Annotated in this window: 13 protein-coding genes; 4 read left to right on the top strand and 9 right to left on the bottom strand. The window is 46.0% G+C overall.

The window, feature by feature from the left end; genetic code table 11:
- Window positions 1-37: 37 nt before the first annotated feature.
- The 5 genes from MKY14_RS20860 to MKY14_RS20840 form a co-directional block, all read right to left on the bottom strand.
- On the bottom strand, window positions 38-1018 hold the full coding sequence (locus MKY14_RS20860) for an RluA family pseudouridine synthase (protein ID WP_076128083.1): 981 nt from the start codon (window positions 1016-1018) through the stop codon (window positions 38-40).
- A gap of 101 nt (window positions 1019-1119) precedes the next feature.
- Window positions 1120-1308, bottom strand: coding sequence for a CLC_0170 family protein (locus MKY14_RS20855; protein ID WP_076219379.1), 189 nt, complete (start codon window positions 1306-1308; stop codon window positions 1120-1122).
- A gap of 24 nt (window positions 1309-1332) precedes the next feature.
- Entirely contained in the window at window positions 1333-2556 is a 1224-nt protein-coding gene (locus tag MKY14_RS20850) for a Ger(x)C family spore germination protein (RefSeq protein ID WP_340395142.1), read from the bottom strand.
- Window positions 2549-3652, bottom strand: coding sequence for a GerAB/ArcD/ProY family transporter (locus tag MKY14_RS20845; protein WP_076128078.1), 1104 nt, complete (start codon window positions 3650-3652; stop codon window positions 2549-2551). Before MKY14_RS20845 ends, MKY14_RS20850 begins: the two co-directional genes overlap by 8 nt.
- Window positions 3645-5258 carry a spore germination protein gene (locus tag MKY14_RS20840; protein ID WP_139330130.1) on the bottom strand — a complete coding sequence of 538 codons (1614 nt, stop codon included), beginning with the start codon at window positions 5256-5258 and terminating at the stop codon, window positions 3645-3647. Before MKY14_RS20840 ends, MKY14_RS20845 begins: the two co-directional genes overlap by 8 nt.
- 170 nt (window positions 5259-5428) lie before the next feature.
- Between MKY14_RS20840 and recQ the strand changes: the two genes are divergently transcribed.
- A complete protein-coding gene (recQ, locus tag MKY14_RS20835; protein ID WP_076193010.1) occupies window positions 5429-7264 on the top strand; it encodes a DNA helicase RecQ in 1836 nt (611 codons plus the stop codon).
- Window positions 7265-7279: 15 nt separating this feature from the next.
- Window positions 7280-9187: a B12-binding domain-containing radical SAM protein gene (locus MKY14_RS20830; RefSeq protein ID WP_076193008.1), complete on the top strand. Its 1908-nt coding sequence runs from the start codon at window positions 7280-7282 to the stop codon at window positions 9185-9187.
- Window positions 9188-10540: 1353 nt separating this feature from the next.
- On the opposite strand, the gene MKY14_RS20825 is transcribed toward MKY14_RS20830, so the two are convergent.
- Genes MKY14_RS20825 through MKY14_RS20810 form a run of 4 tightly spaced genes read right to left on the bottom strand, consistent with a single transcriptional unit; the run spans window position 10541 to window position 14094 of the window.
- On the bottom strand, window positions 10541-11491 hold the full coding sequence (locus tag MKY14_RS20825) for an alpha/beta fold hydrolase (RefSeq protein WP_076128072.1): 951 nt from the start codon (window positions 11489-11491) through the stop codon (window positions 10541-10543).
- A gap of 27 nt (window positions 11492-11518) precedes the next feature.
- Entirely contained in the window at window positions 11519-12487 is a 969-nt protein-coding gene (locus tag MKY14_RS20820; RefSeq protein ID WP_076193004.1) for a type I phosphomannose isomerase catalytic subunit, read from the bottom strand.
- 48 nt (window positions 12488-12535) lie between these two features.
- On the bottom strand, window positions 12536-13138 hold the full coding sequence (locus MKY14_RS20815) for a class I SAM-dependent methyltransferase (protein ID WP_076193002.1): 603 nt from the start codon (window positions 13136-13138) through the stop codon (window positions 12536-12538).
- Window positions 13138-14094 carry a TIGR01212 family radical SAM protein gene (locus tag MKY14_RS20810; protein WP_076128066.1) on the bottom strand — a complete coding sequence of 319 codons (957 nt, stop codon included), beginning with the start codon at window positions 14092-14094 and terminating at the stop codon, window positions 13138-13140. Before MKY14_RS20810 ends, MKY14_RS20815 begins: the two co-directional genes overlap by 1 nt.
- 324 nt (window positions 14095-14418) lie before the next feature.
- On the opposite strand from MKY14_RS20810, the gene MKY14_RS20805 reads away from it, so the two are divergent.
- On the top strand, window positions 14419-14598 hold the full coding sequence (locus tag MKY14_RS20805) for a hypothetical protein (protein WP_036679526.1): 180 nt from the start codon (window positions 14419-14421) through the stop codon (window positions 14596-14598).
- Between the two features lie 195 nt (window positions 14599-14793).
- A complete protein-coding gene (trmB, locus tag MKY14_RS20800) occupies window positions 14794-15510 on the top strand; it encodes a tRNA (guanosine(46)-N7)-methyltransferase TrmB (protein WP_036679523.1) in 717 nt (238 codons plus the stop codon).
- Window positions 15511-15527 lie beyond the last annotated feature (17 nt).

Genomic DNA, 15527 nt, shown 5'->3' with positions numbered 1-15527 from the left:
CGGGAAGGCTCGTCAGTCGTGGGTATACGTTCAATTCTTAGTTTGTAGGCGCAGGCGCAGTATATTTCAGGAACGTCTTCGGAATCGGGCTCTCAAAGGTCATCAGTTCTCCAGTGGTTGGATGAATAAAAGAGAGCACTCGAGCATGTAGACCAAGTCTTCCTACCGTTTTGGTCTCTGCCCCATATTTCTTGTCACCTGCGATAGGGTGGCCGATATCTGCCATGTGCACCCGAATCTGATTTTTTCGTCCGGTTTCGAGCTTAACCTCTAGCAAGGAAAAATGGCGGTTAGCCTGAATAAGCTTATAATGTGTAATTGCATGTAGTCCATCGCCTTCATGAGGACTGGAATACATTTTAAGGGTTGAGGTTTCTTTGAGCCAAGAGCTTATCTTGCCTTCAGGTCTTTTAACCGCGCCTTCGACGAGCGCTACGTAAGAACGTTCCTTCACAGTATCTTTCCACGTAGTTTGTAATGCCTGCTGAATCCGTTCGCTTTTGGCAAACATCATTACGCCTGAAGTATCTCTGTCCAAACGGTGTACGACAAAAATCCGATTTTTTGGATTGCTAACACGGACATGCTCCATAAGCTGGCGGTAAGCCGTCAATTCATTTTCTTCCGCAGTGGCGATAGATAGCAGTCCAGCATCCTTTTGAACAATGATCAGATCTTCATCCTCATGAACGATTTTAAGTCCGATCATCTCTGCTGTTTGTACAGGCTTCTCTTGATCAATAGTAACGTTTTGACCCGGATGCAGTTGGAAATTATGCTGTGTAACTACCTTATCATTCACCGACACTTGTCCACGCGATAGGATGGATTTAATCGCATTTCGTCCGCGACCCGTGACGTGGGTGAGTAAGAAGGGCAACAGTTCAGAAGGTTCGTTTACAGTAAAAGACTTGGGTGCTGCGGTTGTTTTAGTTTTATGGTTAAGCTTGCCAGTAGGCTTGCTGTGAGAACGAGTACCTCTTTTGGCTGTTTCTTTAGGATTTCTTCTTGAGTTCATGGATGCATTCTCCGTCCTTTAATATTGTACTCCTCAATATACCATGGGCTGTGAAGAAATACTATGGAGAGGGCAGGCTTGCTGGTTTGGTTTGTAAATGCTCATAAATAGAACAGCTGGGCTAATCCAAGAAGCAGGAATAAACCGAGATATACCCAGCCTAATATGCGGGCATATTTCTTTTCCCGGTGCATGGCATTGACTGCATATATTTTAGTATCCACAGTAAGCAACAGAACACTGGAGATCAGCAGCGCAACAATTACGTAGGTTAGCTGGTGATAGAGCATAGTAGAGCCTCCCATAAACGTCATTTAATTTTGTTTAAGACCTACTCTGTCGATGTGAGTTTTCAACTTAACTTCAATACTGAGATTGGAATACTGCTGCTCCCAGTCATGTTTGTCACGAATATTGGCTTTCCAGTAGGAGGGAGCATATGCACGAATATATTCACCCATGCCAAAGACATCGGAATGCGCTTTTTGAGTTTCTTCGATAAGGTGGTTGAAAATACCGATCACTCTCTTTTGAAAAATATCTTCAATCTTTTCTAAAGAACGGCTGGAATCGATAGGGATATCACTACGTAAATGCTCATCTAGAGCCGCCTCTAAAGTGAGGTTATAAGTGATGTGAGGTTTGCCCTCTTTGAAATGGACCTTCACCCTCGTGAACCGGTCGTTGACCTTGAGCATCACCGGACCGAATTCATCAGCATAAAAAAGATCGGAGTATCCCCCGGGATTAATGCCCTTCATGGACATATATGCGCCAATCTCAATCGGAATCGTCGATCCGACCATCACTCCACCACTAAAGTAAGCTAGGCCTTTAATCATGATATTGTCTTCCTGATGTAATGAGACGTAAGGCAGATAACCACTTTCGCCCCATTTGGATTCTGCTGACCAGAATACACCTATATAATCAGCGGGGAATTTTCCTGATGTTACTGCTTTTTCCATAGTGGAGAGGATGTAAAGGGTCGGCACTCGCTGCAGCGGAGGATTAATATTCATAAATTTAGCAGCCTCCCCTTCGGATACTAGCAGCCAGGTCCGGCGACGAACTTCTGGATTTCGCCGCAAATAATCATTTAAGTCATTCATGCTTTTTTTTGCTATGTCCTCACTAATAATAATCACTCGTAAATGAATTAGATAACGTGGATCAGAAATTTGCTGCTGTAAATTGTTCATGGCGTCATCTAAGGTGTACCCGTACACTTCTACGACCCATACTGGATTTTGATTCACGCCTCCGCCTTCACCCCCACTGCCTGGTCCGAGTGGAACTCTTCCCGGAACCGCAATTTGGGCGGTCACACGGATTTTTGGAAGGTTAATATTTGCGCTTTTAAGATGAGTGGTTTGATCATCATTTATTTTGCTGTCTGGAGGGACGGAATCAATGGATAACCCTAGTACCAATGCACGGTCTTCTATTTCAAGCTGGTCCCAGCACCCTGAGAGTAAGCCAGACATGAGTGAGAGAATAAATATAAGAACTACACGCTTGTAAATTTTTTTATTCATGAGAAATGGCTCCTTTATTTCGGATTAGAGAGACTAACCATAATAAAAGAGGATAGAAGGTCAAAAAAATCAAACCGATTATCGCTGTAATGCTAGCAAATGAATAGACCTGAAATATATTTCTCGGCAAAAGTGAAAAAGTGATGATAAGTGGAAGTAAGAAGCTGGATATTAGGCGGTGATCCTTGTGCCGCAGCACTTGTTGCAGAGAGTATGCAGCTAAGTAGTAGTTCGTAAAGATGGAAGTGAATATAGAAACCACCCAAATTATTATAAAAAGAGCATCAAACCGTTCTAAAAGTCCTGCGCCGATGGATATGGAGCGAGCTGCTTCTAAGGTTGGATAGGAAAGTAATTTGGTTTCTTGAGCTCCAAACATGCCTAAAGTGACCCAAACGATCATTACATAAATGAATCCAATGATACAAAGCGCAACAGTACCTGCTTTAAGGATCTGTTGAGGTTTTTTCATTAAAGGGACCAGCAGGATGATGACAAATGTGCCCTGATAAAGGCCAGCGGACGTAATCGTTCCTTTGGAAAAGCTTGAAAAGGTGGTGTGATTTCCGGTGAGGGGTAGCAAGTTTAGAACATCAACATTTTTCATAGCTACCAAGGCAATTGCTATAACAGATAATAGAATAAAAGGTAAATAGAAAACATGGACATAAGTGAATTTCACAATATTTCTTCGGATTGATAAGGCAACCAGTAGGAGCATTAAGAGAATTACTGCTTCGATGGGTGTCTTTTTAAAGACAACCGCAATACATACTTCTCCGAATTGGCGCATGGTGATCCCGGCAGAGAAAGCAAAAAACAAAGAAATAAAAATGGAGAAAATATCCGCGAGCCCAGTTCCGAGAAGGCGGCGGCTGAATACGAACAACGTTTCGTTCGGGAATTTTCGGCAGACAGCTGCTGTAAACCAGCAACCCAAAAAAGCAACAGGTACACCAGAAGCAGTCACGAGCGGTGCACCACTGTCTCCGGCTTCAGCCATATAACGAGGAATACTTAAGATTCCTATTCCTATAATCGTACTGACGATTACAGCCATGACTTGGATCGTTGTTATGGGGCGGTTACTATTCATCAGCTTCACTTTTCTCCTTAAAAATCAGATCGGTATGCATTTTCGGAATATCCTTAGCAAGAAGATCAGGATCAGGTGTATTAAGAAAGCTTGGGCGGCTTCGCATCCACCATAAAGGTACCCGAACGATACTATCCTTAAGGTCCTTCCATATCGTAGGGACAAAGGGGGTCATGTAGGGAACGCCAAAAGATTCCAGGAATAATAAGTGGTTGATAATAACAATAGTGCCCAGCATTACTCCGTACAGGCCAAAGCAGCCTGCCAATATGATCAATGGAAATCTAAGCATTCTTGAAGAGATTGCGGCATTGTAAGCGGGTGTGGCAAAAGACCCTATGGTCGTTATAGCCACAACAACTACGGTAGTTGGACTCGCCAGACCTGCTGCTACGGCTGCCTGACCAATGACAAGCACACCTACAATAGAAAGAGCCCCGCCAATCATTTGCGGTAGGCGAATGGTTGCTTCGCGCAGCACCTCCATGAAGACTTCCATAATCAGAACTTCCAATACGGCTGGAAAGGGTACGCCAGCTCTTGCACCTGTTATTGCTACGGCGAACTCTGTCGGCAGTAGCTCAGGATTGAAAGAGATAATGGATACATATAAGGCAGGGAAGAAAAGGGAAAATAATAATGCGATCAGGCGGATCATTCTTAGGAGGCTTCCTACGATAAAACGTTCCGTATAGTCATCCATCGTCTGAAAGAATTGGTTGAAAAGTGCCGGGACGATGAGGCAGAAAGGTGAGCCATCTACAAGGATGATGACTCGTCCTTCTAATAAAGAGGCTATAGATTTATCCGGACGTTCGGTTGGCTGAACCTGTGGAAACGGGGAAAGGGGATGATCCTCTATAAATTGCTCGATATACCCCGCATCAAGGATGCCGTCTACATTTATTGCTGATAATCTCTTCATCACCTTTTGAACTAGCCCTGGATCGGCTATTCCTTCGATATAACAAACAGCTACTTTTGAGCGCGTCCGTACGCCAAGAGGGGCAGTTACTACACGAAAATCCGGCGTTTGTAGTCGATAGCGAAGCAAAGAGATATTGGATTCTAAATTCTCTATAAACCCATCACGCGAACCGCGTATAACTTGTTCAGTTTGAGGTTGCTCAATGCTACGATGCTCAATTTTACGCAGATTGAAGTAAAGTGCCTGATCCATTCCATCTATGATTAGAACTACATTTCCATCCAACAAGACGGAGACTAGAGTATTTAGGTCCTTAGTGCGGTTACCTTGTGTGACTTGTACCGTCATACTCCAGATGTAATCAGGTAAATCCTTTAGATCTTTTGGAATTTCTGAGTGGTCGGAGGAAACATTCATTAATGGCTTTAAAACATAGTTCTGAATTTGATTCTGGTCCACCACAGAAGAAAAAAAGATAATAGCCGCATCATATCTACCGTATACCTTGAAGTTACGGACAATAAGGTCGCTGTCTTCTCCAAAGACTTGTCGAATGAAGCTTATATTGCTCTTCAGGCTGGAATCCAATGGCTTTACTGGACGATTGTCCTGGGCAGAGGACTCGTTACGTGCAGGCTTTTGTTTAAAGGAGGTATATTTTTGTTTCCAATTTTGCACGGTCGCTCCACCTTTCTATGAAATCACGCTTATTAAAGCTTGGCTTAAAAGAAGACCTTTTATGTAAATATTTCAAAAGAAGAACAGGGTGATGATAGTTAAGAAGTGTTGCTCATTACACCATTGACCGCTAAACTAAAGATAGAAACGCCTAAGGAGTTATGAGAGATATGAAGATGCAAGCACCTACTATTGAACAGGCGCAGGCTGAGCTGCAAAAATATTACGGTTATCCAGACTTTCGGGATGGCCAGAAAAAGATTGTTCAGAACTTGCTGGAAGGACGCGACACACTGGGAATCCTCCCTACGGGTGGCGGGAAATCGATCTGTTATCAGGTTCCTGCACTGCTCCTGCCAGGGCTGACACTGGTAATATCACCACTGATCTCGCTGATGAAAGACCAGGTAGATGCGTTAACTACTGCGGGTATTCCGGCAGCCTTTATTAATAGCACGTTAAGCGGAAAAGAAGTGAATGAGCGGATTCGGGCTGCCCGGCGGGGCGATTTGAAGCTGCTCTATGTTGCGCCCGAAAGACTTGAGCTGGACTGGTTCCGTCTGGAAATGGCTGAGCTGTCTATTTCCTGCGTGGCTGTTGATGAAGCGCACTGTGTATCCCAGTGGGGACATGATTTCCGGACAAGTTATCTGTCGGTATCTCCATTTGTAGATGAGCTGCCTAAACGTCCGATCCTGGCAGCATTTACCGCCACGGCGACGCCGGAGGTTATGGAGGATATGGTCCGGCTGCTGCGCTTGCGCGAGCCGGGTATTTTCATGACGGGGCTAGGCAGAGATAATCTGGCAATGTCCGTGCTGCGTGGAGAGAACAAGCGGGAGTTCGTTATGGATTATGCGGCTACGCATTCTCACCAGCCGGGGATTGTATATGCGGCAACCCGCAAAGAAGTAGATGATCTGTATCAGAGGCTGCAAGCTTCTGGCATAGCGGCAGGTCGCTATCATGCGGGTATGAACGACCAGGAGCGGGCAGATAGCCAGGAAGGGTTCCTCTATGACGATATCCGGGTCATGGTGGCTACGAATGCCTTTGGGATGGGGATTGATAAATCCAATGTCCGGTACGTAATTCACTACAATATGCCCAAAAATATGGAAGCTTATGTTCAGGAAGCAGGTCGTGCTGGACGTGACGGGGAGCCGAGTGAATGTATTTTGCTGTTTAGTGCGCAGGATATTATGACGCAAAAGTTCCTGATCGAGCAGAATCCACAGGATACTGACCGTAAAGCTAACGAATATCGCAAGCTTCAGCAAATGATTGATTATTGCTATACTACTCGCTGCTTGCGCAGTGCCCAGCTGGATTATTTCGGGGAAGAGCATGGGGACAAGCCATGTGGTATCTGCAGCTCATGTACGGATGAACGAGAGCTAGTGGATATGACCGTCGATGCGCAAAAGATTTTCTCCTGCATCCACCGCATGCGGGAGCGTTATGGTGTAGCGTTGGTGGCATCTGTGCTGAAAGGCTCTCGCAATCAAAAGGTGATGCAGTACGGCTTCGATAAGCTGCCCACACATGGGGCGATGTCGAGCCGGACGGAGAAGGAAATCTCAGAGAGTATCAATGTGCTTATCTCAGAAGGGTATCTTGCCTTGTCGGAAGGCCAGTACCCTGTAGTACGGCTTCAGCCTTTGGCTGCCGAGGTCCTGCGCGGACAGCGTGAGGTGATGCAGCGTGTGGCACGGCCTTCGCGGACAGGTACAACATCCGGTACGAGAGTTCGTAGTCGGGGGCATGACCTGTCGCCATCAGCCGTCAATGAGACTGTCTTTGAGCAGCTGCGTCTTATCCGGCGTGAATTGGCAGGACGCGAGCATGTGCCGTCGTACATTATTTTTAATGATGCCACGCTGCGTGAGATGAGTGTGGTTTGCCCGCAGACCGAAGCGGAAATGCTGAGGGTAAAGGGTGTTGGGGAAGTGAAATACCGGAAGTACGGTAAGGCATTCTTAGAGTTTTTTCAAAATGAAATGTAGAAAAGGTCGTGTAGCATGAAAATCGTCCTGACCACGTTAAACGCTAAATATATTCATACCTCGCTCGCAATCCGCTTGCTAAAAGCGTACAGTGAGCATGAATTTAAGGATATTCATTTGGCAGAGTACACCATCAAAGATCCCGTGATGAATATTGTGTCCGACTTGTTTCAGAAACGGCCAGATGTGATTGGTTTCTCCTGTTATATCTGGAACATCGAAGAGACGCTGAAGCTGATTGGTATTCTTAAGCAAGTGATGCCTGAAGTTACGATTGTTCTCGGAGGACCGGAAGTTTCGTATGAGCCGCTTCATTGGATGAAAAGAGAAGCTGGCATTGATTTTATAGTTAATGGAGATGGGGAAGAGACGTTCCACCATTTGCTGCAGGAGCTAAGGGATGATCGTAAGTTTCACTTTGTGTATGGAGCCGCTTATCGCAAGGGAGAAGAGATCATTGTCAATCCACCACGTCCCAAAAGCGATCTGAATACCCTGCCTACGCCGCATCGTTTTCCTGAGGATATTCCAGATTTGAGTAAACGTATTGTTTATTTTGAGACAAGCCGCGGGTGCCCATTTAACTGCCAGTTCTGTTTATCCAGTATTGAGGTAGGCGTACGTTATTATGATATTGAACGAGTGAAATCCGATCTGCTTTATTTAATACAGAATGGCGCCAAAATCATTAAATTTCTGGATCGTACTTTTAATATCAACCGCAACTATGCGATGGAAATGTTTCAATTCCTGATCGATAATCATCAAGGCTGCGTGTTTCAGTTCGAAATTACCGCAGATATCATGCGGCCTGAAGTTCTGGATTTCCTATCTAAGAATGCGCCTCCGGGTATTTTTAGATTTGAAATTGGGGTGCAATCAACCAACGATGAGACGAATGAGCTTGTTAAACGCCGCCAGAATTTCAAAAAGCTGTCCCGTACCGTAATGAAGATTAAGGCAAGCGGCAATATCGATCAGCATCTAGATTTGATTGCAGGACTACCTATGGAGGATTACAGTACCTTCCGTAAAACTTTTAATGATGTATTCGTTATGGAGCCGGAAGAGCTACAGCTAGGATTCCTCAAAATGCTGCGGGGAACGGGGCTGCGGGCGCAGGCGTCTAAATATGAGTACACGTATATGGAACACGCACCTTATGAAATCCTTAGCAGTCATATGATGCCTTTCTCAGACATTATCCGTTTGAAGCGGCTTGAGGATGTGCTGGAGAAATACTGGAACAGCCACCGGATGGACCATACGGCCAAGTACTTGATCCGTCATGTATTTGATTCGCCATTCGATTTCTTTCAGGAGTTCGGTGACTATTGGGAGGAGAGAGGCTGGCAAAAGATTGGCCATCAGCTGGAAGATCTCTTCACCCGCTTGCAGTCCTTCCTGATAGATCGCGGGACGCCGTCTATGGATGTTATAACTGGCTTGATGAAGCTGGACTATTTTCTTGGACACAAGTACAAGCCGCGCAAAATCTGGTGGGATTTCTTGCTGGATAAGTCGGATTGGTCGAGCTATTTGAAAGATATCGCGGCTAATCCGGGTCAAATTTCTGCCCAGTTAGCAGAAGCAGGACTTAACGAAAGAGAACTGCAAAAGTATACTGTGCTGGAAGTATTGCCATTCTCGCTGGAAGCGGTGCTGGATTCCATCAGCGGCATGCGTGCCGATGAGGGCCTTGAGGATGGTGAAGCTGATATGGCTAATCTGGAGGTGTTGCCTTCGGCAGACTCGCCATTACAGGGAGCAGCAAATAGTAGTTTAGAAGAGACTATGCAAGCAGCAAGCTCGGCTTTAGCTGTAGCGGAGCCCGCTTCCATTAGGGAAGGACGCACGCTACTAATCGTAATGTATCAGCAGAACGAGAGCCAACGCGCTCAGTACTACACACTGCCTTTGTAATAGGCGGGTGGAAGGATAGACCGTTCCTTTATGGGACGGTCTATTTTTTGCCTTGGGCGATAGAGTCATCTGGATTCACAAGTGGCTGGGAAGGGGATGAGGTGGAGCTAGTGGCGATTGAGTCCGCATGTGGTGGAGGAGAGAGATGGTGGGGATAGTGACAACTGGGTCCGAAAGCGGTGAGTAACTCGACGCAGGCGGATCCAGCGGACCTTATACGTGGAATTATCTTGTTTTTTTGATGCTAACGGACCGCATAGTCGCTATTGGCACGAAACACACCCAATATGAACCTGTTTCGCATGAATAGCTGCACTGGAGTCCGAAACCTAGCTCGAAAGGCTATAAATTAGCAAATAGCGTCATCTGAGTCCGGAAGTAGCGGGGAAAGTAATGATGTGTAGTTAGTGACAACTGAGTCCGAAGCGGAGGAGGAAGATGATGATGATGTGTAGCTAGTGACAACTGAGTCCGAAACCTAGCTCGAATGTCTGAAAATAGCAAATAGCGTCATCTGAGTCCGAAAGCGGTGAGTAACCCGACGCAGGCGGACCCAGCGGACCTTATACGTGGAATTATCCTGTTTTTTGGATGCTAACGGACCGCATAGTCGCTATTGGCACGAAAAACACCAAATATGAACCTGTTTCACATGAATAGCTGCACTGGAGTCCGATATCTAGCTCGAAAGGCTATAAATTAGCAAATAGCGTCATCTGAGTCCAAAAGCGGCGGGGGAAGGTGATGATGTGAATCTAGTGACGATTGAGTCTGCAAGTGGTGTAGGAAGGTGATCAGCTGGAGACTGAGTCCGAAAGAAAGCGGAGGAAGAAGGTGATGATATGTAGCTAGTGACAACTGAGTCCGAAAGCGGTGAGTAACCTGACGTAGGCGGACCCAGCGGACCTTATACGTGGAAATATCCTGTTTTTTGGATGCTAACGGACCGCATAGTCGCTATTGGCACGAAACACACCAAATATGAACCTGTTTCGCATGAATAGCTGCACTGGAGTCCGATATTTAGCTCGAAAGGCTATAAATTAGCAAATAGCGTCAACTGAGTCCGGAAGTAGCGGGGAGAGTAATGATGTGTAGCTAGCGACAACCGAGTTTGTACGTGGAGGGGGAGAGCGATGAGCTGAAGACAGCGTCAACTGAGTCCGAAAGTGGTGGCGGAAGTTTATTTACTAAAGTTCAGATGCGCGGAGGAACTGGAGATTGTTAGATTGAGAAGTCTGCTGAGATAAGTTACGCAAACCGCAAAGAAGCGATCTCCCAAATACCGGGAGCATCGCTTCTATGTTGTCTCATTTCTCGTCTCATAAATTCACTAACAACTGCGCTTTTTTCTTAACTTATCTTAGCAACCTCTGAAGGAAGGTGGCGCTCTAACCAGTTGAGCACATCGGCTGTGACTTGATCTCGATTCACTTCATTTAGCATTTCGTGTCTGCCTTCTGGATAGAGTCGGAACTCAACGTCTGACACTCCTCGTTTCTTATACAACTCCGCAAGACGGGGAATGCCTTGACCGTTCATCCCGACAGGGTCCTTATCCCCACCGAATATATAAATGGGCTTACCTGTACATAATGTGCTAAGTGATTCCTCAGTATGGATCTCTCTTAGGAGGTGGAAGAAACCACGGAAAAAGCGTGTTGTACAAATAGCTCCGCAGAATGGATCGGAAATGTACTTATCTACTTCCGCAGTATCGCTGCTCAGCCAGTCAAATGTTGTTCTGACCGGGGAAAAGGCGCGGTTATAGCTGCCAAATACCAGACTGTTCAGCAGTACACTGCGATGATGCTCACCCTTTAGCTTAAGCTGCGCGCTAGCCAGAGATTCTCCAATACGCAGCATACTGCGTGGACCATTTGTCCCGCTTAGGATAAACCCTGAATAGATTTCGTTGCCTTCTTCGCACATGAGTTTTTGACCCAGAAAGGAACCCATACTGTGTGCGAATAAAATGATGGGCTTTCCTTCATGCTTGGAGAGTGCTGCGGCACCTACCTGCAGAAGATTGCGCCGCATCCAATAAAATCCGTCCTCCCCAACATCACCAAGCAGGTTGACTTGACCAGCGGTTCTACCATGTCCCCGGTGGTCATTGGCATATACTGCATAACCAACCCCGGTTAAAGCTTCCGCAAAACGAGCGTAGCGGGCAGCAGTTTCACACATCCCGTGTGAAATTTGCACGATTCCTCTAACTGGCACATCGGACTCAGGTAACCATTCATAGACATGGATGGTTACACCTATGGGATCCGTTAGAGTAAAGCTGTTTTCCTTCATGGTCCATTCCTCCTAAAGGTTCTCGACTTATGGTAAATAAGAGCGAAGCACAGTAGAATGACCCTCGATAGTATAACGGCCTAGGTTGGAAGGAATTAGATAACATTCCCCTGCGGCATAAGGCTGGGAGCCGCCTTCCCAAGTCAGATGTCCGCTGCCTTCGCAGATAACCAGAATAGTGAAGCTGTCTTCTGAAGTGGTGAGATCCCATGAACCATTTACGATCCCTTTTTCGACAATAAAATAAGGTGAAGCGGCGAGCTGCAGCCACTCTCCAGGCACTGCATGATCGGTCTTCATCGAAGTAGCGCCAGCGCCTTCATAAGCTGTAACATTCAGAGAATCCTCGATATGAAGCTCGCGTGGTTTTCCATCTAGACCTGGACGGTCGTAGTCATAAATACGGTATGTAGTGTCGGAATTCTGTTGAATTTCCGCTACAACGACACCAGCGCATAGAGCATGTACCGTTCCGGCAGGGATGTAGAAGGAATCGCCAGCGGAGACAGATACCTCTTGAAGGCTATCCATAACCGTGCCTTTTTCCAGTGCTTCGCGTAATGTTTCACGGTCTACACCTTCTTTAAGGCCGTAGATGATTTTTGCATCTGGCTTAGCGTCTAATACGTACCACATCTCTGTTTTACCCAGTTCACCTTTAGGCAATCCTACATAATCATCCGTAGGATGGACTTGAACGGAAAGGTTGTCGTTGCAATCCAACAATTTGATCAAGAGTGGAAATCTTCCACCAGTTTCTGATATTCCCTTGCTTCCGAACCACTCGTGACCAAATTGCTCACGAATTTGATCCAGACCTTGTCCAGCTAATTCTCCATTAACCACCGAAGATGTTCCATTCGCATGATCGGCAATCATCCAGCCTTCACCAATATGACCTTCTGGTAGATTCAGGCCGAATTTCTCCAGCGCGCGGCCACCCCAGACACGTTCTTTAAACTCCGGTTGAAATTTTAAAGGATATGGTTGTGTCATTCGTAATCTTCCTTCCCAATTACAAGATTGTTTGATTGTTTACAAAGCTTAAGATGGGGAACCTTTTTTCTTCTCGAGGGCAATTACATAAGGTGTGTCCGTGCGCTGCAACTGGCGGTATACAATGCTCTGCGCTACCTTAGGGGAAACAGTCGCAGCCCAAGCTTCAACAGCGGCGGCTTCGAGATCTCCGCCTGCATGGCCAGGATACAGTACAGCCGTAATAATTCCCCCCGGACGCAGCAGCTGGAGTGAAGCTTCCAGGGCTGCAATAGAGCTATCCGGCTCAGTAATGATATTCTTGTCGGCATCGCCTGAAGGCAGATAGCCAAGATTGAACATTACAGCACCAACGGTGCCTGGCCAGTTAGCCGGGACGGCTTCTGCCATTTCGGCATGGCTGCGTTCCAGTAAGGTAACGGCAGAGAGTGAGGAAGTGTCCTCCCGCGTAAGCCGGAGACGTTCTTCTGCCAGCTTCAGCGCCGCAGCTTGAATGTCAAAGCCGTAGACTTCGCCACGAGCTCCGGTTGTTTTGGCTAGAAAAAGCGTGTCAGCACCAGTACCTACAGTTGCATCAATCGCACGGTCACCTAAAGTTAGCCGCTCAGAGATTAATTTATGAGCAAAGCTTAGAACGGACATAAAGCCCATTAGCCCTTCCTCCAATACTTACCCTGCCAAGTATCACGAGCAACAAGCTCATCGTCAATGGCATTTAGCACTTCCCATTTCTTGAGACTCCACATCGGTCCAACTAAGAGATCCCGTGGGGCATCTCCAGTCAAGCGATGAACAATCATCTCAGGGGGCAGAATTTCAAGTGAATCAGCAATCAGCTTCACATACTCGTCCTGTTCCATGAATCGGAGCAATCCTGCTTCATACTGCTTCACCATTGGTGTTTTGCGCATGAGATGCAGAAGGTGAATCTTAATTCCCTGCACATCCATGCGAGCTACAGCAGATACCGTTTCGAGCATCATTTCGTGCGTCTCCTGTGGGAGACCGTGAATGATATGGGTACAGATTCGAATATCGTGACGGCGCAGCTTCTCCACAGCCTCCACATAACACTGCGTATCATGCGCCCGGTTAATAAGCTCAGAAGTGGAGTCATGTATAGTCTGAAGACCCATCTCTACCCAAAGATACGTACGCTTGTTCAGCTCTGCTAAATATTCGACCACATCATCCGGCAGACAGTCAGGGCGAGTAGCAATAGACAATCCAACGACACCAGGCTGCTGCAAAATAACTTCGAAATATTCTCTCAGCTCTTCGACCGGAGCGTACGTATTAGTATAGGCTTGGAAGTAACCGATATATTTAGCATTTGGCCATTTCAGATGCTGTCTGTCACGGACGTTATTGAATTGTGTGACTAGGTCATCTCGGCGGCTTCCGGCAAAATCACCAGAACCTCTGGCACTGCAAAATGTGCAGCCTCCCTTAGCAATGGAGCCGTCACGATTGGGACAGGTAAAGCCTGCATCAAGCATAACTTTGAATACCTTGGTGTTCATGTGTTCACGCATTTCGTAATTCCAAGTATGAAAACGTTTATCTCCCCAAAGTTGCGGAGGAGAAGTGTATTGAAGATTAGACACGAGAAGCCCCTTTCTGAAAATATAATTATGGATAAGATTCCTTATCCTTATATTTTTCTGAGACAGATGGCGTCCTTATCCCAGAGAACGCACAGCCGTTTCTTATAATCCAATACATTGTATCAAAAAACCGAGCTCGGCGTAACATTGACTCCTCATAACGGCATGAAAAATAGGCAGGAAATAAGGCGCTTTCAGCTTGAAAATGCTTACATAGTATGTTATATTCAGAGTGTGAAAAGCTGCTGTGGCATAAAGAAATTCATCCAAGAGTTCATAATTTCGTGTCGTCCGATCCATAATAATAACCGTGAGGTGATAGCAATGAATTCTCAAACGGTATATGCTGAGGGTAAAGATTCGATTGAAGTCCACTTAACACCAGATGAAGCCCTTGCACTAACGGGCGTGGAATTTAACGGCAACCCTAAGATCAAGACAGATGCGCAGCGCAAAATTCGTAGCGCATTCGAAAAAAAGACATTTGCCACAAACACAAAGTAAATCCTGATTTGCCAGACAAGAACGAAATCTATTCCAATATACAACAACGAAGGAATTCCTCTGAACAGCTCATTTAAGAGCTGAACCAGAGAATTCCTTTTTCTTTTTTACCGCAATCCCTTTACTTTTTGGGACAATTTCGGCACAATATTGCAAGTGACAGTTATCGTATAAGAGATAATCGGAGGAATACCTATGCGTTTACGCGGAAGAAAAGGAATACGTGAAAGTTTGGAAGAACAGACGGATTTAGTCATTCTAGATCCTCGGAGTTATAAAGGTGAGTGGTCCAAGCTGTTCGGTAACGATCATCCGATCCATGTGGAGTTCGGAATGGGCAAAGGACAGTTTATCAGCCAAATGAGCTTTAAATATCCTGATATTAACTTTATCGGAGTGGATATGTATGATGAGCTGATCCGCCGTGCTGGAGATAAGGCTAGAGCAGTATGGGAGCCGGCAGGACATGAAACACCGCCTAACCTGAAATTGGCACTTGCAAATATCGATTATGCTGAGGAAGTATTTGCTCCGGGAGAGCTTGAACGGATTTATCTTAATTTCAGCGATCCGTGGCCTAAAAGCAAGCATGCCCGGCGTCGTTTGACACACCCGCGTTTTCTTGACAAATATCGCGGTTTGCTTAGCGATCTAGGTGAAATTCATCTAAAAACAGATTCTCGCAGTCTTTTTGAGTTCTCATTAAATGCCTTTGCGGACTTTGGCTTGCAGATGAAAAATATTTCTTTGGACCTACATGCAGATGGCATCATCAACGAGGATCATATCATGACAGAATATGAGACGAAATTTGTCGGACGTGGCGTGAATATCCATCGTTGCGAGGCAATTGTTGGTGCAGAAGCACTCAAACAGTATCAGGCTACCCGATTGGATAAATATCGGCTGTAGTTACAAAGCACTGCTTC

This window comes from Paenibacillus sp. FSL R5-0887 (assembly GCF_038002305.1).
Taxonomy (GTDB): Bacteria; Bacillota; Bacilli; order Paenibacillales; family Paenibacillaceae; genus Paenibacillus_AQ; species Paenibacillus_AQ odorifer.
Note: the sequence above shows the minus strand (reverse complement) of the source record. Positions and strands in the feature narration are given on the sequence as shown.